Source organism: Rhizobium sp. Leaf371 (assembly GCF_001424045.1).
Taxonomy (GTDB): Bacteria; Pseudomonadota; Alphaproteobacteria; order Rhizobiales; family Rhizobiaceae; genus Ferranicluibacter.
Genome location: NZ_LMQB01000023.1, coordinates 512,765 through 531,171, shown reverse-complemented (window position 1 = coordinate 531,171; position 18,407 = coordinate 512,765). Strand labels below are relative to the sequence as shown.

At 64.6% G+C, this 18,407-nt stretch carries 19 protein-coding genes; 6 read left to right on the top strand and 13 right to left on the bottom strand.

Annotated elements, in window-relative coordinates:
- Both ASG39_RS13280 and ASG39_RS13275 read left to right on the top strand, forming a co-directional pair.
- Nucleotides 1-300, top strand: a complete 300-nt coding sequence (locus ASG39_RS13280; protein WP_062595427.1) for a hypothetical protein — start codon at nucleotides 1-3, stop codon at nucleotides 298-300.
- Nucleotides 297-1,370 (top strand): GTP-binding protein, encoded by a 1,074-nt coding sequence (locus ASG39_RS13275; RefSeq protein WP_062595426.1) that lies wholly within the window; start codon nucleotides 297-299, stop codon nucleotides 1,368-1,370. Before ASG39_RS13280 ends, ASG39_RS13275 begins: the two co-directional genes overlap by 4 nt.
- 111 nt (nucleotides 1,371-1,481) lie before the next feature.
- Here the strand turns inward: ASG39_RS13275 and pheT are convergent, their stop codons facing one another.
- The 7 genes from pheT to ASG39_RS13245 all read right to left on the bottom strand — a co-directional run bounded on the left by pheT (nucleotide 1,482) and on the right by ASG39_RS13245 (nucleotide 7,504).
- Nucleotides 1,482-3,914 (bottom strand): phenylalanine--tRNA ligase subunit beta, encoded by a 2,433-nt coding sequence (gene pheT / locus ASG39_RS13270; protein ID WP_062595425.1) that lies wholly within the window; start codon nucleotides 3,912-3,914, stop codon nucleotides 1,482-1,484.
- Between the two features lie 36 nt (nucleotides 3,915-3,950).
- The gene (locus ASG39_RS13265; protein WP_082477221.1) at nucleotides 3,951-4,304 is read right to left on the bottom strand and encodes a BrnA antitoxin family protein; all 354 of its coding nucleotides are present in this window, start codon (nucleotides 4,302-4,304) and stop codon (nucleotides 3,951-3,953) included.
- Entirely contained in the window at nucleotides 4,246-4,482 is a 237-nt protein-coding gene (locus ASG39_RS23350) for a BrnT family toxin (RefSeq protein WP_244481223.1), read from the bottom strand. The genes ASG39_RS13265 and ASG39_RS23350 overlap by 59 nt, the downstream gene beginning before the upstream one ends.
- Before the next feature lie 91 nt (nucleotides 4,483-4,573).
- The gene (gene pheS, locus ASG39_RS13260; RefSeq protein WP_062595424.1) at nucleotides 4,574-5,659 is read right to left on the bottom strand and encodes a phenylalanine--tRNA ligase subunit alpha; all 1,086 of its coding nucleotides are present in this window, start codon (nucleotides 5,657-5,659) and stop codon (nucleotides 4,574-4,576) included.
- Between the two features lie 117 nt (nucleotides 5,660-5,776).
- Complete coding sequence (gene rplT / locus ASG39_RS13255) at nucleotides 5,777-6,181, bottom strand: 50S ribosomal protein L20 (protein WP_062595423.1); 405 nt, start codon at nucleotides 6,179-6,181, stop codon at nucleotides 5,777-5,779.
- Between the two features lie 37 nt (nucleotides 6,182-6,218).
- A complete protein-coding gene (rpmI, locus tag ASG39_RS13250) occupies nucleotides 6,219-6,422 on the bottom strand; it encodes a 50S ribosomal protein L35 (RefSeq protein ID WP_029620731.1) in 204 nt (67 codons plus the stop codon).
- Nucleotides 6,423-6,568: 146 nt separating this feature from the next.
- The gene (locus ASG39_RS13245; protein WP_062595422.1) at nucleotides 6,569-7,504 is read right to left on the bottom strand and encodes a lysylphosphatidylglycerol synthase domain-containing protein; all 936 of its coding nucleotides are present in this window, start codon (nucleotides 7,502-7,504) and stop codon (nucleotides 6,569-6,571) included.
- A 160-nt stretch (nucleotides 7,505-7,664) separates the two neighbouring features.
- On the opposite strand from ASG39_RS13245, the gene ASG39_RS13240 reads away from it, so the two are divergent.
- Together ASG39_RS13240 and ASG39_RS13235 are read left to right on the top strand one after the other, a co-directional pair.
- Nucleotides 7,665-8,648: a glycosyltransferase family 2 protein gene (locus ASG39_RS13240; RefSeq protein ID WP_062595602.1), complete on the top strand. Its 984-nt coding sequence runs from the start codon at nucleotides 7,665-7,667 to the stop codon at nucleotides 8,646-8,648.
- 1 nt (nucleotide 8,649) lies between these two features.
- Entirely contained in the window at nucleotides 8,650-10,170 is a 1,521-nt protein-coding gene (locus ASG39_RS13235; RefSeq protein WP_062595421.1) for a glycosyltransferase family 39 protein, read from the top strand.
- A 99-nt stretch (nucleotides 10,171-10,269) separates the two neighbouring features.
- Here ASG39_RS13235 and infC read toward each other — a convergent pair whose 3' ends face one another.
- Nucleotides 10,270-10,806 carry a translation initiation factor IF-3 gene (gene infC / locus ASG39_RS13230; protein ID WP_082475557.1) on the bottom strand — a complete coding sequence of 179 codons (537 nt, stop codon included), beginning with the start codon at nucleotides 10,804-10,806 and terminating at the stop codon, nucleotides 10,270-10,272.
- Between the two features lie 213 nt (nucleotides 10,807-11,019).
- Between infC and ASG39_RS13225 the strand changes: the two genes are divergently transcribed.
- Entirely contained in the window at nucleotides 11,020-11,823 is an 804-nt protein-coding gene (locus tag ASG39_RS13225; protein WP_062595420.1) for an alpha/beta hydrolase, read from the top strand.
- Nucleotides 11,824-11,901: 78 nt separating this feature from the next.
- On the opposite strand, the gene ASG39_RS13220 is transcribed toward ASG39_RS13225, so the two are convergent.
- The 5 genes from ASG39_RS13220 to ASG39_RS13200 all read right to left on the bottom strand — a co-directional run bounded on the left by ASG39_RS13220 (nucleotide 11,902) and on the right by ASG39_RS13200 (nucleotide 17,293).
- On the bottom strand, nucleotides 11,902-12,840 hold the full coding sequence (locus tag ASG39_RS13220) for a TIM barrel protein (protein ID WP_062595419.1): 939 nt from the start codon (nucleotides 12,838-12,840) through the stop codon (nucleotides 11,902-11,904).
- A gap of 39 nt (nucleotides 12,841-12,879) precedes the next feature.
- Nucleotides 12,880-14,019, bottom strand: a complete 1,140-nt coding sequence (gene ugpC, locus ASG39_RS13215; RefSeq protein ID WP_062595418.1) for a sn-glycerol-3-phosphate ABC transporter ATP-binding protein UgpC — start codon at nucleotides 14,017-14,019, stop codon at nucleotides 12,880-12,882.
- Between the two features lie 57 nt (nucleotides 14,020-14,076).
- A complete protein-coding gene (locus ASG39_RS13210; protein ID WP_062595417.1) occupies nucleotides 14,077-14,964 on the bottom strand; it encodes an ABC transporter permease subunit in 888 nt (295 codons plus the stop codon).
- 7 nt (nucleotides 14,965-14,971) lie between these two features.
- Nucleotides 14,972-15,862, bottom strand: coding sequence for a sugar ABC transporter permease (locus tag ASG39_RS13205; protein ID WP_062595416.1), 891 nt, complete (start codon nucleotides 15,860-15,862; stop codon nucleotides 14,972-14,974).
- A gap of 78 nt (nucleotides 15,863-15,940) precedes the next feature.
- The gene (locus ASG39_RS13200; protein WP_062595415.1) at nucleotides 15,941-17,293 is read right to left on the bottom strand and encodes an extracellular solute-binding protein; all 1,353 of its coding nucleotides are present in this window, start codon (nucleotides 17,291-17,293) and stop codon (nucleotides 15,941-15,943) included.
- Nucleotides 17,294-17,758: 465 nt separating this feature from the next.
- On the opposite strand from ASG39_RS13200, the gene ASG39_RS13195 reads away from it, so the two are divergent.
- Complete coding sequence (locus ASG39_RS13195) at nucleotides 17,759-18,379, top strand: transglutaminase-like cysteine peptidase (protein WP_062595414.1); 621 nt, start codon at nucleotides 17,759-17,761, stop codon at nucleotides 18,377-18,379.
- Nucleotides 18,380-18,407 lie beyond the last annotated feature (28 nt).

Here is an 18,407-nt window from a genome sequence, read left to right as displayed (position 1 = left end):
ATGTGCGGCCTCTGCGGTGCCTTCGCCAATGCCGACCACTGGAGCCAGGGCGGCGACGTCGCCCTCGCCATGCCGGCGGCCGAGCGCATGCGGCAGGCGGCCGCCGCCAACCGGGTGCTGGCGGCGCGCGGCCTGAAGCTGTCGGTCTGGGCCGACCGTTTCGTGCTGCGCGGCGCGACGGGCCGCAGCGTCGTGGTCGATCATCTCGGCGCCCTGTGGCCGGCGGCCGACAGCCTCGGCGTCCGGTTCGATCCGCTCGACGCGGCCGTCATCCTGCGGCTGGAAGACGAACGCGCATGACGCGGGACGTGATCACCGCCAACATCCTGACCGGCTTTCTCGGAGCCGGCAAGACGACGCTTCTCAACCGGCTGCTGTCCGGCCCGGACCTTGCGGACACCGCCGTGATCATCAACGAATTCGGCGATATCGGCCTCGATCATCTTCTGGTCGAGACGGTCGATGGCGATATCGTGCTGTTGAAAAGCGGCTGCGTCTGCTGCACCGTTCGCGGCGACCTGAAGGATGCGGTGCTCGCCTTGTTCGAGCGCCGCGCCCGTGGGGACATTCCACCCTTCCGCCGCCTGATCATCGAAACGACGGGGCTCGCCGACCCCGCGCCGATCATCGCCACGCTCGCCGCCGACATGATGCTCAAATATCATTTCGCCATCGGCAATGTCGTCACCGTCATCGACGTGCCGAACGGCCTGCACAATCTTAACGCCTTCGAGGAAGCATCGCGGCAGGTGGCGCTCGCCGATCGCATCGTCCTCACCAAGACGGATCTCGCCTTGACGCCGGCGTGCGAGGCGTTGCGCCGGGCGGTGGAGGCGATCAACCCCGCGGCCATCGTGACGACAAGCTGGGAGAGCGGCGAGGAGAGCGGCAAGGATGGAAACGGGGAGAGCGGCGACGTGGCGGCACTGCTGACGCAGGATATTCACGATCTCGCATCCCGCCCCGCGGAGGCACGGCGCTGGGTGGTATCCGCCCGGCATGGAGATCACCTCCACGCGATCCCGGACCGCAACCGCCATGGCGACATCCGGGCGATCTCATTGACGATCGATCGCCCCATCGGCTGGGCCCGTTTTTCGCTCTGGCTGTCGCTCCTGGTTCACCGCCACGGCACGCGCATTCTGCGGCTGAAAGGCATCCTCGATATCGAGGGCGCCACGTCCCCCGTCGTGGTGCACGGCGTCCAGCACCTGATCCATCCGCCGTTTCATCTGGCCGCGTGGCCGTGCGAGAAGGCCAGCCTGCTGGTGCTCATCACCGACGGCGATCTCGGCGATCTCCAGCGCTCGTTCACCGCCTTCGTGGGTCTGCCGGCGGACGCTCGGGCCGGGATTGCGGAAGGGTCTTGATGCGGTCGCTCGACCGCAGCGTTCTTTGAGTGACAGACACCCGTGGCGTCGCAAAAAAGCCTCCGGCAAAGCGCGTTCGCCGGAGGCTTGCAGTCGTTTCGCCGGAGCGCGCTATCCGCGCAGCACGCCGCCGGTGGTCTTCGTGACGTTGGCGACGATCTTGGCGGTGAGGGTTTCGAAATCCTCGTCGGTCAGCGTGCGGTCGGCCGGCTGGATGACGACCTCGACGGCGACCGACTTCTTGGCCTCGCCGAGGGAGGCGCCCTCGAAGACGTCGAAGACGGTGACGCCCGTGACCAGCTTGCGATCGGCACCCAAGGCCGCCTTGACGATGGCGGCGGCCTCGACCGTGCGATCCACCACGAAGGCGAAATCGCGCTTCACCGCCTGGAACGGCGAAAGCTCGAGGGCCGGCTTGGTGCGGGTCGCCTTCTTCTTCGGCTCGGGCAGGGCATCCACGAACACTTCGAAGCCGGTGAGCGCGCCCGAGACATCGAGCGCCTCCAGCGTCTTCGGATGGAACTCGCCGAAGACGCCGAGCGTGATCTTCGGGCCGTACTTGATGGTGCCGGACCGGCCCGGATGGAACCAGGCGGGGGCGCCGGCCTCGATCTGCACATTGGCCATGGGCACGCCGCAGGCTTCGAGCACGGCCAGCGCATCGGCCTTGGCGTCGTAGACATCCACCGGCTTGCCGCCGCCGCTTCGCGCATTCGACCAGGCGCGGCCGGCGCCGGCAAGCCCAGCCGTGCCGCGGCGGATGCCACCCGCCACGCGCCGCTGGCCTTCCGGCCGGTCGTTCTCATAGGTGCCGGAGACCTCGAAGATCGCGACGTCGCCATAGCCCTTGTCGGCATTGCGCTGCGCGGCCGTGAGAAGGCCGGGCAGCAGCGAGGGCCGCATGTCCGACATGTCGGCCGCAATCGGGTTCGACAGCGCCAGCGCCGGAGCGCCGCCGCCAAAGAGGGTCGCCTGGACCTTGGGGATGAAGGACCAGGTGACGGCCTCCAGCATGCCGCGGGCGGCGAGCGCCCGCTTGGCGAGCCGCGTGCGGATCTGCAGCGGCGTGAGGATGCGCGTGTTGACCGAGACGTCGCGCGCCAGCGGGACGGGGCGGATGTGATCGACGCCGTGGATGCGCATGACCTCCTCGACGAGGTCCGCCTTGCCGTCCACATCCGGTCGCCAGGAGGGCACCGTCACGCTGAACCGTCCGTCGTCCGTACCGTTCGCGACGCCGAAGCCGAGACCGCGCAGGATCGCAACGCTCTCCTCGGCGCCGACCTCCAGCCCCGTCAGGCGCTTGACCTCGGAGACCGGGAAATCGATGGTCTTCGCATCGGTCTTCGGCCCCTGCACGATATTGGCCTCGGCCGGCGTGCCGCCGCAGAGCTCCAGCACGAGTTCCGTCGTGCGGTCGAGCCCGGGCACCATATAGGCCGGATCGACACCGCGCTCGAAACGATACCGCGCATCGGTGATGATCCCGAGGCTGCGGCCGGTGCGGGCGATGTTCATCGGGTCCCAGAGCGCCGATTCGATCAGCACCTCGGTGGTGGTCTCGTCGCAGCCGGAATGCTCGCCGCCCATCACGCCGCCGATCGACTCCAGACCGTTCTCGTCGGCGATGACGACGGTGTTGGGCGTCAGCGTGTAGGTGCGCTGGTCGAGCGCCAGGATGGTCTCGCCTTCGGCGGCGCGACGCACCGTGAGATGACCCTTGACCTTGGCGGCATCGAAGACGTGCATCGGCCGACCCATGTCGAAGGTCATGTAGTTGGTGATGTCGACCAGCGCGTTGATGGGGCGCAGGCCGATGGCGAGCAGCCGCTTCTGCATCCAGGCGGGGCTCGGCCCGTTCTTGACGCCGCGCACGAGGCGCAGCGCGAAGCCGGGGCAGAGATGCGCCTGGGCACCGAGGTCGAGGCGGACCTCGACCGGAATCTTGCCATCCGTCGGGAACGTCGGCGCGGGCCGCGTCTTCAGCGTGCCGATGCCGGAGGCCGCGAGATCGCGGGCAATGCCGTGGATGCTGGTGCAATCCGGCCGGTTCGGCGTCAGGTTGATCTCGATGATCGGATCGTCGAGCCCCGCATAGGCGGCGAAGCTCGACCCCACGGGCGCATCCGCCGGCAGGTCGATGATGCCGTCATGGCTGTCGGAGATCTGCAGCTCGCGCTCCGAGCACATCATGCCCCGGCTTTCGACGCCGCGAATGGTGCCGATGGACAGCGTCACGTCGATCCCCGGAACATAGGCGCCCGGCGCGGCGAAGGCGCCGATGAGCCCTGCGCGCGCATTGGGCGCACCGCAGACGACCTGAACCGGCTGCCCGGCGCCCGTATCGACCATGAGCACCTTCAGCTTGTCGGCCTGGGGGTGCTTTTCGGCAGACAGGACCTTGGCGATCACGAACGGCCGGAACGCCGCCTTGTCGTCGATCTGCTCGACCTCGAGCCCGATCGCCGTCAGCCGCGTGCAGATCTCGTCGAGCGAAGCGTCGGTATCAAGGTGGTCCTTGAGCCAGGAGAGGGTGAATTTCATGCCATGTTTCCTTCGCGGCCGGTCCCGGCCCGGATATCAAGAATTCTTGCTTGCCTTAACATGCGCCGCCAGCACGGCGTTGATCCGGCTCTGCCAGCCCGGCCCTGTGCGGCGAAAATGCTCCACGACGTCCTGGTTGAGCCTGAGCCCGATCCGTTCCTTGACCGGCGCCTTCTGCGGGCCGCGCTCGCCGCGAGTCCGGAAGACGTTTGCCAGCTCTGGAAAATCCGATGCCGGGCGCGTGTGAGCCATCATGTCGGCGGTCAATTCGGGAATGTCCTCGCCATGCGCGATTTCATACGCGTCCAGCGTGATCGTTCCGGCATCGACATCAGCCAGCGTCGGGCGCTTTGGATTTTCCTTTTTCGTAGACGTCGCGTTCGCGGTCATTGATCTTCCTCATCGAAATGATGCGCATCCTGCCGTTTCTGGGAGTCCAGCAAAGTCGGCAGAGAACGCCATCCAGATAGCCCGTCAAATTATACCGGACCTCCCCGTAGTCACGCCGTCGATCCAGGTCGATGACGATGCTTTCCGGGTCGAAATAGACGGCGTCGGCAAAATCCAACCCTCGTTCCCGAAGGGTTCTCTGTCGCTTTTCTTCGTCCCACTCCAGGTGCATGATCTACCACACATCTTAATTTGTGGCCACGAAATAATCACCCGCTCAACCCACCGAACAGCGTCGGCATGTCGAGCGGGCGGAAGCCGTAGTGGGACATCCAGCGGACGTCGGCGTCGAAGAAGTTGCGCAGGTCCGGCATGCCGTATTTCAGCATGGCGATGCGGTCGAGGCCCATGCCCCAGGCAAAGCCCTGGTAGACGTCGGGATCGAGACCGCCGGCGCGCAGCACGTTGGGGTGCACCATGCCGCAGCCGAGGATCTCCATCCAGTCGGTGCCCTCGCCGAACTTGACGATCGGACCCGACGAGCGGTCGCACTGGATATCGACCTCGAAGCTCGGCTCGGTGAAGGGGAAGAACGAGGGGCGAAAGCGCATGGTGACGCTGTCGACCTCGAAGAAGGCCTTGCAGAACTCTTCCAGCACCCAGCGCAGGTTGGCGACATCCGCCTTGGTGTCGACCACGAGGCCTTCGACCTGGTGGAACATCGGCGAATGCGTCGCGTCGGAATCCTGCCGGTAGGTCTTGCCGGGGATGATGATGCGGATCGGCGGGCTCGAGGCCTCCATGGTGCGCACCTGCACGGGCGAGGTGTGCGTGCGCAGCACCTTGCGCGCACCGCTCTCGTCCGGCGGGAAGAAGAACGTATCGTGCATTTCGCGCGCCGGGTGGCCTTCCGGAAAATTCAGCGCGGTGAAATTATAGTAGTCCGTCTCGATATCCGGGCCTTCGGCGATCGAGAAGCCCATGTCGGCGAAGATCGCGGTGATCTCGTCGGTGATCTGGCTGATCGGATGAATCCGGCCGCGCTCGGCCGGCGAGGCGCGCACCGGCAACGTCACGTCGACGGTCTCGCGCGCCAGCCGCTCGGCGATCGCCGCATCCTTGAGTTCCGCCTTGCGGGCCGAGATCGCCTCGCCGACGACGGTCTTCAGCGCGTTGATCGCCGCGCCGCGGGTCTGGCGCTCTTCCGGGCTCATCGTGCCCAGCGTTTTCAGCAGTTCGGAAATCGAGCCCTTCTTGCCGAGCGCGGAGAGGCGCACCGCCTCGATCGCGGCCTCGCTGTCGGCAGAGGCGATCTCGCCGAGAAGAGTGCTTTGCAAAGTGTCGAGATCGCTCATTCGTCTTCAGCCTTCGTCTTCTGGCGTGTCGATGGGACGTGTTCAAAAACGGAAAAACCCGCGCTAGCCTGCCAGCGCGGGTTTCCCAAAGTCTTCAGTCGTCAGGGAAGCGCTGGCTTACTTGACCGCGCTTTCAAACTCGTTCTTCGTGCCGGCGTCCTTGAGGTAGGACAGGGCGTTCTTGGAGGCTTCAATGAGCGCGCCGAAGGCAGCGGCTTCATGGATGGCCATGTCCGAGAGAACCTTGCGGTCGACTTCGATGCCGGCCTTGTTCAGGCCGTCGATGAAGCGGCCATAGGTCAGGCCATGCTCGCGGACGGCAGCGTTGATACGCTGGATCCAGAGCGCGCGGAAGTTGCGCTTGTTGACCTTGCGGTCGCGGTAGGCGAACTGCTTGGAACGATCGACGGCAGCCTTGGCTGCACGGATGGTGTTCTTGCGGCGGCCGTAGAAGCCCTTGGCTGCCTTCAGAACCTTCTTATGCTTTGCATGAGCGGCTACGCCGCGCTTTACACGTGCCATGGTATGATCTCCTTAAAATCCAAAAGTGCCAGACGTCTCAGAGACCGTTGGGCAGGTAGTTCTTGATGACCTTCTTGCCATCGGGCTCGGCCAGCACCATCGTGCCGCGGGCGTCGCGAATGAACTTGTTGGACCGCTTGATCATGCCGTGGCGCTTGCCGGCGGCAGCCGCTACAACCTTGCCGGTCGCGGTGATCTTGAACCGCTTCTTGGCAGAGGACTTCGTCTTCATCTTGGGCATTTTGCTACTCCATTCTGATTATGTGAGGTGACTGACGAGGTCGCCTCGAGCGTAAAAGAACGGCCACGGCATGCCCTGCCGGACCGTTCGGACGGCGGCTTATAACCGCAGGACGGGTAAAGAGCAACAGTCCGGCTCCGGGATTCTCACAGGCGGGCGCGTCCGCGCGCCAGAAACGGCAGGATCAGCGACAGCCCGGTGCCGACGAGGGCGGACACGACGACCAGCAGGTGCGCGTTGACGCTGGCGCTGGCCAGGATCTCCAGCGCTTGCGGCGCCCGCGACGCCCCGAGTGCGGTCGCACCGGCCGCAATGCCGGCGGGATAGGTGCCCACACCGGCCGGCGCATGCACGGGAAGGATCGAGGAGATCTCGCCGCCCAAAGCGCCGCCGATGCTCGCCGCAAGCGGACCGACGCCCATCAGGGCCAGCACCCAGGCGAGCACCGCCACCTTGACGCCCCAGTTGACGATGGTGAGCAGCCAGGCACGGCCGAAGGCGCCGAGATCGGCCGGGATGCCGGCATCGATATCGTCGACCAGCCGCGACAGCCGCGCGGCAAGCTTGCGCCTTGCAAAGGCGACAAGGCGTGCGCGCAGGAAGAAGAAGAGGAGAGGCAGGACGAGGAACAGCGCCCAGAGCACGCCTGCGACGACGGGGCGTGTCGCGGTCGCCACGAGCCCGATGCCGCCCGAAGCCAGAAGCGCATGGAGATCGAGCAGGCGCAGCACGAGCAACGACGCGGCGCCGCGCGCCAGCGGAATGCCGAATTCCGAGCGCATCAGCAGGGGAAAGCTGGTCTCCCCGGTGCGCAGCGGCATCATGATGTTCAAGAGATTGTGGATCTGCGTCACCCGGAAGAGCGCGATGAACCGGCCCTTCGTCTCATCGCGAAAGTAATCCTGAATGCGGTGCGTGCGGATGAAATAGGTGGCGACAAGCAGCGCCAGCGCCATCCCTCCGGTGCCGGCCCCCACCTTCTGCCAGCGGGACAGGATCTCGCCCCACCCCAGAAACCACTGGAGAAAGCCGGCATAGAGGCCGATGACGCCCAGCGTAATGAAAGGTGCGTGGTTACGCATTTGTAAGGTCTGCATATTCCGGGACCTCGGGTGCCCTCAACGGTAAGCTATCACAGACACGAGGATTGCTCTCGGTAAGTGTCTGATATAACGGAAGCCCCGGGAAAACCAGATATCTCCGGAGCATCACGTGCGGGAAACCTCTTCAGAAACTGAGTTCATCGCCGAGAGCGCGGCCCTCGTTGCGCCTGAGGTCGAGCTTTCTGTCCTTATCCCTGTCTTCAACGAGGAAGACAACATCGTGCCCTTGTTCGACCGCATCTGCGATGCGTTGAAGGACTTCGGTAAGCCGTGGGAATTGATCATCGTCGATGACGGTTCCACCGATGCAACGCTCCTCAACTGCCGCAAGCAGATGGACCGACCGGGCCTCGATCTCCGGATCATCGCGTTCCAGCGCAATTTCGGCCAGGCGGCAGGCATCCAGGCGGGCATGGACGCGGCGCGTGGCCGGCTTCTCGTCACGCTCGACGGCGATCTCCAGAACGACCCCTTCGATATTCCGAACATGATCGAGGTGCTGGAGGAGCGCGAACTCGATCTTCTGTGCGGCTGGCGCAAGACGCGGCAGGACGGTCTCGTGCTGCGGCTCATTCCCTCCTGGATCGCCAACCGGCTGATCCGGAGAATCACCGGCGTCCATATCCACGATTATGGCTGCGGCCTGAAACTCTACCGCACCGAAATCCTGAAACACGTGCTGATCATCGGCGGCATGCACCGCTTCATTCCCGCCTGGGTCGCCAATGTGGTGCCGACGTCGCGCATCGGCGAAATGGTGGTCGATCATCATCCGCGGCAGTTCGGCACCTCGAAATACGGGATTTCCCGCACGTTCAAGGTGGTGCTGGATCTCCTGTCCGTCATGTTCTTCATGCGCTTCCGCCAGCGGCCGGCACAGTTTTTCGGCTCGATCGGCCTGATGTTCGGCGGCGCGAGCGCTCTGATGTTCGTCTATCTCGCCTGGGCCAAGTTCATCCTCGGACAGGATATCGGAACGCGGCCGATGTTCACCACCGCCTTCATGCTGTTCATCGCCGCCGTACAGATGGTCACCACCGGCGTGCTCGCGGAAATGCTCGTCCGGACCTCGGGAAGCGAGGCGAGCTATATCGTCCGGAAGGTCTACGAACGGGGCCGCTGACATGATCGAGGCCCTGTCGCAGCATCGCGGACGGCTTCTGGGCCTGTTCGCGCTCTATTTCGCCGTCAACATCGTGCTGCGGCTGGCATTGCCCCATTCGCTGGAACTCGACGAGGGCCAGCAGCTCTTTCTCGCGCAGGGTCTGGCGCTCGGCTATGACAGCCAGCCGCCATTCTACAACTGGCTGCAATACGGCGCCGTCGAGCTGCTCGGCAATTCCCTGCCGGCGCTGTCGATTCTGAAAAACGCGATGCTGTTTGCCTGTTACGGCCTGGTGGCGGCGACGGCGGCGCGGATCATCCGCAATCCGGTTCTGGCCGTCATCGCCGTCCTCGGCATGCTGACCATCCCGCAGATCGTCTTCGAGGCGCAGCGGGACCTGACGCATACGGTCGCCGTTCTGTTTGCCGGCTGTCTCTTCGTCTATGCGTTGGTCACGACCCTGCAGCGGCCGACGGCCCTTCATTATGCGCTGACCGGCCTTTCCATCGGCATCGGCGTCATCGCCAAGTATAATTTCGTCCTGCTCCCCTTTGCGGGCCTCGTCGCCGTGCTGCTGGATCCGGTTTTCCGGCGGCGCCTTTTCGATCTCCGCCTCGCTCTGACGGCGGCCATCGCCATCGCGATCGTGATGCCGCATGGGCTGTGGTTTCTCGATCATCTCCAGACGGCCACGGGCCGCACGCTCGGCAAGCTGATGCAGGACGGCGACAGCGGTCGCCTGGTGCAGATCGGCGACGGCCTGCTGTCGCTCGCGCAATCGCTGATCGCGTTTTCGGCCGCCACGCTCGGTCTGTTTGCGATCGTGTTCGGCCGGCAGTGGCGCGCGGCGTGGCGCATGGAAAGTTCGTGGTCGCGGCTGATCGGCCATATGTTCCTGGTGCTCGTCGTCTTGCTCGTCCTGCTGGTCGTGGTCGGTGGCGCATCGCACATCAAGGCGCGGTGGCTGACGCCGTTCTTCTTCCTGCTGCCGGTCTATCTCGCTCTGAAGATCGACCTTCTGGACCGGCCGCTCGGACCCGCGCCGAAATATTTCGGGCGCATCGTCCTCTTCGTCATGATCGTGGTGCCGCTGGCGCTGTTTCTGCGCGTGCCCGCCGCGCGGCTGACGGGGGACTACAAGAAGATCAACGTTCCCTACCGGCCCGCGATCGAGGCGATCCTGTCGGCCGGCCGGCATCGCCCGGCGCTGATCGCGACCGGCGAGGAGCAGATGGCGGGCAACCTGCGCCTGAATGCGCCCGATATTCCCGTGACGATCCCGGGTTCCGGGATCGTCCGGCAGCGGATAGCCTTCGATGCGGAGCATCCGCTTCTGCTGGTCTGGCGGGACGACGGGAAAGCGGACGCGCCGCTGGAGCCCGCCTTGCGGGACTGGTCCGAGGCCTATGTCCGCGCCGCCACCGGCACGGCGCCGGCCGAGCCTCTCGAGGCGCGGGACATCGCGCAGCCTTACTATTACGGCCGGCCGGGCGATCTCTACCATTTTCGCTATGCCTGGGTATATCCGCCGGCACCGTAGCGGTGTGGGATGCCGGTACGAAAAAGCCGTCCGGGACAGGGTCGCGGACGGCTTTTGACGGCGGGTCGGAGGCAGGCTTGCTGCCTGTCCGGCCGGACCTTATCTCGGTGCGAGCACCATCATCATCTGGCGGCCTTCGAGCTTGGGCTCGGCTTCCACCTTGGCGATGGTCGTGGTGTCTTCCTTGACCTGGAGCAGTAGCTTCATGCCAAGTTCCTGGTGCGCCATTTCACGGCCGCGGAACTTCAGCGTCACCTTGACCTTGTCGCCTTCTTCGAAGAAGCGGTTCATCGCGCGCATCTTCACCTCATAGTCGTGGGTGTCGATGTTCGGACGCATCTTGATCTCCTTGATCTCGATGATCTTCTGCTTCTTGCGCGCTTCGGCGGCCTTCTTCTGGGTCGCGTACTTCATCTTGCCGAGATCGAGGATCTTGCACACCGGCGGTTCGGCATTCGGCGAGATCTCGACGAGATCGAGGCCGGCTTCTTCTGCCATGCGGAGTGCCTGGTCGGTCGGCACGATGCCCTGGTTGCCGCCCTCGGCATCAATCAGCTGGATCCGGGGAACGCGGATCTCCTTGTTGGAACGGGGGCCGTCCTTGACCGGGGCATCAGTTTTGAAAGGTCTGCGAATGGTCGTACTCTCCTCGAGTTGTTGACGACGTCTTGATGGTGGACGAGGCAGGATCCGAAAGCGGCGCTGGCCGCGGGATTGCCTGGATCGTTTGAGGCGACGTCTTTACCACAGGTCGGAAAGAAAATCACCACCTGTCATGCGCCCGCAAAATCTGTTTTAGAAGAAATTCGGCCGCTTCTCTGTCGAGGCGTCGCCCCGGAAGGAACGCATATGTCGCTTACCCCCCAGCTTGTCCAGCCTCAGACCCTCGATGTGGGCAGCGACGCCTCCGCACGCCGCATCGCCTATCTGCTGCAGCGCGGCACGGATGACGCGAAGCCGACGCTCGTCTGGCTCGGCGGCTACCGCTCGGACATGAGCGGCACCAAGGCGGTGGAGATCGAGCGCCATGCCCGCGAAACCGGCTGCGCCTGCCTGCGGCTCGACTATTCGGGCCATGGCGCGTCGGGTGGCGCATTCCGCGACGGCACGATCTCGCGCTGGCTGGAAGAGAGCCTTGCCGTGATCGACCATGCCGTGCGCGGGCCGATGGTTCTTATCGGCTCGTCCATGGGCGCCTGGATCGCGCTGCGCGCCGTCCAGGAACTGCGCGCCCGGGGCGAGGGAAACCGCGTTGCCGGCCTCGTGCTCATCGCCCCGGCGCCGGATTTCACCGTCGAGCTGATCGAGCCGAACCTGACGGAGGTGGAGCGGGCGTCGCTGGCCGAGCGCGGCTATTTCGAGGAGGCGACGCCGTACGGACCCGACGCCAATATCTTCACCGCAGCCCTGATGGCGGACGGACGGGCGAACGTCGTGCTGTCCGGCATGATCGAGACGGGATGCCCGATCCATATCCTCCAGGGCATGGCGGACCCGGATGTGCCCTTTACCCACGCCCTGAAGCTGATGGAGCATCTGCCGGCCGACGACGTGGTGATGACGCTGATCGGCGATGGCGACCACCGCCTGTCCAGACCCGAGGATCTCGAGCGGATCCTCGCCGCCATCGATGGTGTGATGGCGGCGGCTTGACGAGGGTGGCTTGACGGGGGGCCGGCGTGACGGGGGCCAGCGTGATGGGGGGCGGGCCCGCCCGTCGTTTGGCCGGCGTCAGGCTCTCAAGGCCTCGCGGGTCGCGGCGGACGCGCGTTCGTTGACCAGGGTCGCGAGCGTGCGGGCCTGCGTCAGGCAGGCGGGCTGCTGGTCGAGGAAGCGGCCGGAGTCGATTTCCATGATCAGCGTCGTGTCGGGCAGGAAGGTCAGCTCGGAGAAGATCTCCTCCCAGGCGATATCGCCCCAGCCGATCGGCAGGTGCAGGTCGCCGATGCCGAGCGCGGTCGCTTCGGCCGGGTGGTAGAAGGTCTTCCGGGTATAGGGCAGGCCGAAGCTGTCATGGACGTGCAGATGGCCTGTCACCGGCGCCATGGCGCGCAGCTCATCGCGGAAATCGAGGCCCTTGAAGGTCGATTCGATATAGGCGTGCGAGAAATCGATCAGCGCCACGACATTGTCGGAGCCGACCGCGCGCACCGTTTCGGCCACCTGGCGCGGCGTCTGGCGATATTGCCCGCTTTCCGTCGTGAAGATGTTTTCGAGCACGATGCGCACGCCGTAGCCGCGCGCGACATCGCCCATTTCGGCCAGCGCATCGCGTTCCATCTGGTCGAGATCCGCACCGTTCTCGTCGGGTCCGAGAAGCGCCGCGCCCGAATGATGCACGAGAATGCCGGCGCCGAGGCGGTCGCAGAGTTCGAGCATCGCCCGCACGACCTTCTTCTGCAGGTGCAGATGCTGGCGGTCCATGAAATTGGAGACGATCTGCCCGTGCAGCGAGAGTTTCTGAAAATCATAGGGTCGCACGATATCGACCACACGCCGGGTCCGGTCCTCGATGATCCGGCCGCCGGCGATGATCTCTTCGCCATAGATGCCGATCTCGCAGGCATTGGCCCCGGTTTCGGCGATCTCGCGCAGCGAGGCGTCGAGGACCGACAGGTCGCCCTTGCCGGTGCGGTTGCAGAAGCCGACGGCGGAAATGATGTCCTTCATGGCTGAGCCTTCCCTTGGTGTCCTGAATGCGTCTGTGGTTCAAACCGCTTCCGCGGCCTGCGGTGCGGCGTCTTGGCCCTGGTGCCTTCCGAGACGCCCGGTCGAATGCGTCACGTCGATGCGCTTGCCGGTCTCGCGGTGGAAGACGTGGAGCTGGGCCTCGGGCAAAGCGAGCCCGATCAGGTCGCCGGGCACCACACGGATATCAGCCGGAATGGCGGCTGCAAAGATGCGGCTGCCGAAGGCGACGTGGACGATCCGTCCCGAGCCGAGCTCCTCGACGAAATCGACCCGGGCCGGCAGGCCCTGGCCGACCGGCAGGACGCGGCATTCCTCCGGGCGAATGCCGAGCGTCACCGCGCGGCCGCCAAGGGCAGCCGAGATGGCCGCCGGCACGGGGATCGCCAGATGCTCGTGGCGGGCAACGGCGTCCGTGGCATCGATGCTGCAATCGATCAGGTTCATGGGCGGCGCGCCGATGAACGAGGCGACGAAGGTGCTGGCCGGACGATGATAGATGTCGAGCGGCTGGCCGACCTGTTCCACATGGCCCTTGTTCATGACGACCAGCTTGTCGGCGAGCGTCATCGCCTCGACCTGATCATGCGTGACGAAGACCGAGGTGGCCGACAGCCGCTGATGCAGCTTGCGGATCTCCGCGCGCATGGTGACGCGCAGCGTCGCATCGAGGTTCGACAGCGGTTCGTCGAACAGGAAGACGCCGGGTTCGCGGATGATGGCGCGGGCCATGGCGACGCGCTGGCGCTGGCCGCCCGAAAGGGCCGCCGGCTTGCGCTCGAGATAATCGCCGAGCCCGACGATACGGGCTGTTTCGGCAATGCGCGTCCGGCGCTCGGCCTTGGGCACGCCGGCGACTTTCAGGGCATAGCCGATATTGTCGGCCACGGTCATGTGCGGATAGAGCGCATAGTTCTGGAACACCATGGCGCAGCCGCGCTCGCGCGGTTCGAGCGCGTTGACGACGCGGCCGTTGATCTCGATCTCGCCGCCGGTGATGTCTTCGAGCCCGGCGATCATGCGCAGCAGCGTGGACTTGCCGCAGCCGGAGGGGCCGAGGATGACGACGAATTCGCCCGAGGCGAAGGCAAGGTCGATGCCGTGCAGCGTCGCGGTCTTGCCGTAGGATTTGCGGACGGCCCGGATGGTGATGTCAGCCATGGGTGAAGCCTTTCTGGGAATGCCGTTCTGAGGGGGCCGTTCTTCGGCGATGGAGGGTCACTTTTCGCTGGCGACGAGGCCGCGGACGAACCAGCGCTGGAGGACGGCGACGACGAGGAGCGGTGGCAGCATGATGATGAGAGAGCCGGCGAGCGTCACGTTCCAGTCCGGCGTGCCGTTTTCGGCCGGCAGGAGAGAGACGAGCGACATCATCGTCGTCTTGTAGGCGGGATCGGTGATCATCAGCAGCGGCCAGAGATACTGGTTCCAGCCGTAGACGAACATGATGGTGGTCAGCGCCAGCATGTTGGTGCGGGAGAGGGGGAGCAGCATGTCGATGAAGAAGCGGACCGGGCCCGAACCATCCATGCGCGCGGCTTCGGCGAGCTCGTCCGGGAGCGTCAGGAAGAACTGGCGATAGAGGAAGGTGCCGGTGGCCGTTGCCACCAGCGGCAGCGTCAGGCCGGCGTAGGAATTCAGCAGGTTCCATTCGATCGAGACCGTGATGCCGGTCACCCAGGCGATCAGCAGGCGGATCGGCTCGAACAGATCGGCGGCGACCGCATAGGTCGGGACCACGCGCACTTCGAGCGGCAGCATCAGCGTGATGAAGACGATCCAGAAGAAGAAATGCTTGAGCGGCGTGCGGAAGAACACGATGGAGAAGGCGGTGAGCGCCGAGAGCGCGACTTTGCCGAAAGTGACCAGGGTCGCCATGATGAAGCTGTTCAGCATGGCCGTGCCGAGGTCCGCCCGCGTCCAGGCGGCCGTCATGTTGGCGATCAGCTGGTTCTGCGGCAGGAAGTTGAAGGGCACGGCGTTGACCTGCTGCACCGTCTGGCTGGCGCCGGCGACGATGACCGCGAAAGGGCCGATGAGGAGGAGGAAGCCGAGGGCCATGAGACCGTAGGTGAAGGCGTCGGCATAAGGGGTGCGCTGGATCACGGTCGTCTCACTTGTAGTGCACGCGCCGCTCGATGAAGCGGAACTGGATGAAGGTGAAGATCATGATGAGGCCGATGAGAACGATGCTCTGGGCGGAGGCGCCGGAATAGTTGAGGCCGCGAAAGGCCTCCTCGACGATGCGGTAGACCATGACGTCGGTGCCGTGATTGGGACCGCCATCCGTGGTGCGGGCGACGATGCCGTAGGTGTCCGGTCCGACGAAGCCCTCGGTCATCATGATGACGGTCAGGAAGAAGAGCGTGGGCGCAAGCAGCGGGATCTGGATGTCGATCGCCCGGCGGATCGGCCCGGAACCGTCCATGGCGGCGGCTTCGGTGAGCGATTTCGGCACGGATTGCAGGCCGGCCAGCAGGAAGATGAACGTATAGCCGGCCCATTTCCAGGCGAAGACGACGATGACGAGGATCAGCGCGTGGCTGCCGTATTTCGCCGGATTCCAGAAATCGGGAAGGACGGCATTGACCGAGGCCATCAGCCCGCGCTCGGGCGACAGGATGAACCGAAACGCCATGCCGGCGGCCGGACCCGCGATCGCATAGGGCAGGATGTAGAGGAAGCGGACGGCGCCCGATCCGGGCAGCTGCCGATCCACCGCCAGCGCCAGCACGAGGCCGATGAAGATGGTGCTGAGCGTGCCGGCGAGCGCGAAGGTGAGGCTGACGAGGACCGAATTCCAGTAGAGCGGATCGGCAAACACCTCGCGGAAATTGGCAAGACCGACGAATTCGGCCGATCCTCCGAAGGGCGGCTCCAGCGTGAACGCCCAGCGCACGACGGCGACGGCCGGCCAGTAGAAGAACAGCGCGATGAGGGCGAGCTGGGGCAGGGCGAAGGCGGTCGGCAGCCACCAGCTTCGAAAGACGGCGCGTTTGTCCATGGGGGAATTCCGGAGTTGAACTCGAAGGCAGGAAAGCCTGCCGCCACGCGGCGGCAGGCGCGATGATGGCAGGGAGGCTTAGTTCAGCGTCTGCCCGGCATAGGTCTTTTCGAAGCGGCGGAGCACGGCATTGCTGCGTTCGGCCGCCTGGTCGAGTGCCGTCTGCACGTCGGCGTTCTGCATGAAGATCGCTTCGAGCGCGGTGCCGACTTCCTTGCGGATCTGCGTGAAGCCGCCGAGGCGGATGCCGCGGGTGTTCTCCGAGGTCGGCGTGTAGGTGAGGCTGTCGATCGCCAGTTCACGGCCCTTGTAGGGGGCCTTGTCGTAGAAGCCGTTGGCCTTCATGGCCTCGAAGCCGGTCTTGGTGACGGGGATGTAGCCGGTGACGGTCGACCACCACTGCGCCATCTCCGGCGTGCCGAGATAGTTGAGGAAGGCGGCCGCACCCTTGTACTGCGCATCGGGAAGGCCGGCCATGACCCAGAGCGACGCGCCGCCGACGAGCGAATTCTGCCGCTCGGTGCCCTTCCAGACGGGAAGCATGGCGACCTCCCACTTCACGCCTTCCGGCAGCGTCTTGCCGATCGTGCCGTGATCGGCGATCGAGGTCTGGATCATCTGGCAGGTCTGCGAGGTGAAGGCGGGAACGACATCCATGCCGAGCTGCTTGGTCTTGATGACCACCAGCTTCTCGTCGGCGAGCTTCTTCAGGAACTTCACCTGATCGACGAACTTGGTCTTGTTGAAGACGACTTCGGCGTCGAGGCCCTTGTAGCCGTTGGCCTGCGTCGCGATCGGCTGGTTGTGGATGGCCGAGAACTGCTCCATCGTCGCCCAGGTGTCGAAGCTCATGCCCATCGGGCACGCGTAGCCGGCAGCCTTCAGCTTGCGGGCGGCCTCCTCGACCTGTTCCCAGGTGTCCGGCTTGAAGTCGATGCCGGCCTTCTGGAAGGCATCGACATTGTAGTAGAACATGGCGGTCGAGGAGTTGAACGGGAAGGAGTTCAGCTCGCCCGCGGCCGTCGCGTAATAATTGGCGATGCCGCCGAAATAATTGTCCCAGTCGATTTTGTAGCCGTTGTCGGCCATCAGCTTCTTGGCGGGAACGAAGGCCTTGGAGAGCATCAGGTCCAGCGTGCCGGCGTCATAGATCTGGGTGATGGCCGGCTGCTTCTTGGCGCGATAGGCCGCGATCGTGTTCTGCAGCGTGGCGTCGTAGCCGTTCTGCGAGGTGCAGACGACTTCGAAGTCGCCCTGCGACTGGTTGAATTTCGAGCAGGCCTCCTGGACGCGCTCGCTGAGATCGCCCGACAGGCCGTACCAGAATTCGAACCTGGTCTTTTCCGCATGGGCCGGGGACGCCGTGAAGGCGGTGAGCGTCGTGGCGGCCAGAAGGCCGCCGAGGACGGATGTGAGCAGGGAAGGTTTCATCGCTTGTGCCTCTCGCAGGGACGTGAAGGGCTATCCGGGCGTGTTGCCTCGGATAGATCCACGCCGCTGCTAGCAGCCGTCGATGACAGTCAGGCGTCGTTTCCTTTACGGAATCATGACGGGTGGAATGGTGCACCGCAGCAACAGCCGCGCCCTTCAAGCTTTCCCGAAAGTCCGCCGGCATGGCGTTAACCCTTTGCGTAAAGGGACTGATCTCCAAGAAAGCATAATACTATGAGCAACTTGGCGAAGGTGATGCCGAAATGTCTCCAATTTTAACCATATGAATCGATCCCTGAATCTTCAGATTGACGCAGGGGGAAGTTGGCTGTTAACTTTCTGTTAACGATTAGAGCGGTGCGCGCAGCCTTCAAGACGCGAAACCGGCGTTGTTGTCATATTTGAGCGGGGACCGGACGTCGCATGTTTTGCGGCGAATGCATCCCTGCGCCACAGGGGATGTGAATGGCACAGATGACGGGGCTCAAGGGAATGGTCGTCGCACTTGCGGGCCTTCTCGTTTCGGCAAGCGCTGCCGTACCGGCGCTCTCTGCAACCACGCTGTCCATGCAGACAGGCGCGATCACATCCCAACCCATCGGCCATTACGAATTCTGCAAGACCTATGCAGCCGAGTGCGACATCCGCACCCGTTCCACCCCCGCACCGCGCGTCACCGCCTATGGCTGGTCCGTCATCCGCACCGTCAATGCCGAGACCAATCACGAGATCGCGCCGGTCACCGACCTCGAACTCTATGGCCAGGATGAAGTCTGGGCCTATCCGACGACGGCCGGCGACTGCGAGGACTATGTTCTCCTCAAGCGCAAGCGCCTCATGGAGAAGGGCTTCTCGCCGGCGGACGTGCTGATCACCGTCGTGCGCAAGCCCGACGGCGAAGGCCACGCGGTCCTGACCGTGCGCACCGCCCAGGGCGATTTCATCCTCGACAATCTCGACGACGAGGTGAAGCTCTGGACGAAGACCCCCTATCGCTTCCTCAAGCGCCAGGCCTCGTTCAACACCGGCCGCTGGGTCACCATCGAAAACGGTGCCGAAATCGTCGTGGGTTCGGTCGGGCGCTAAGGGCCGGGCACGACCTGAAGATTTCCTG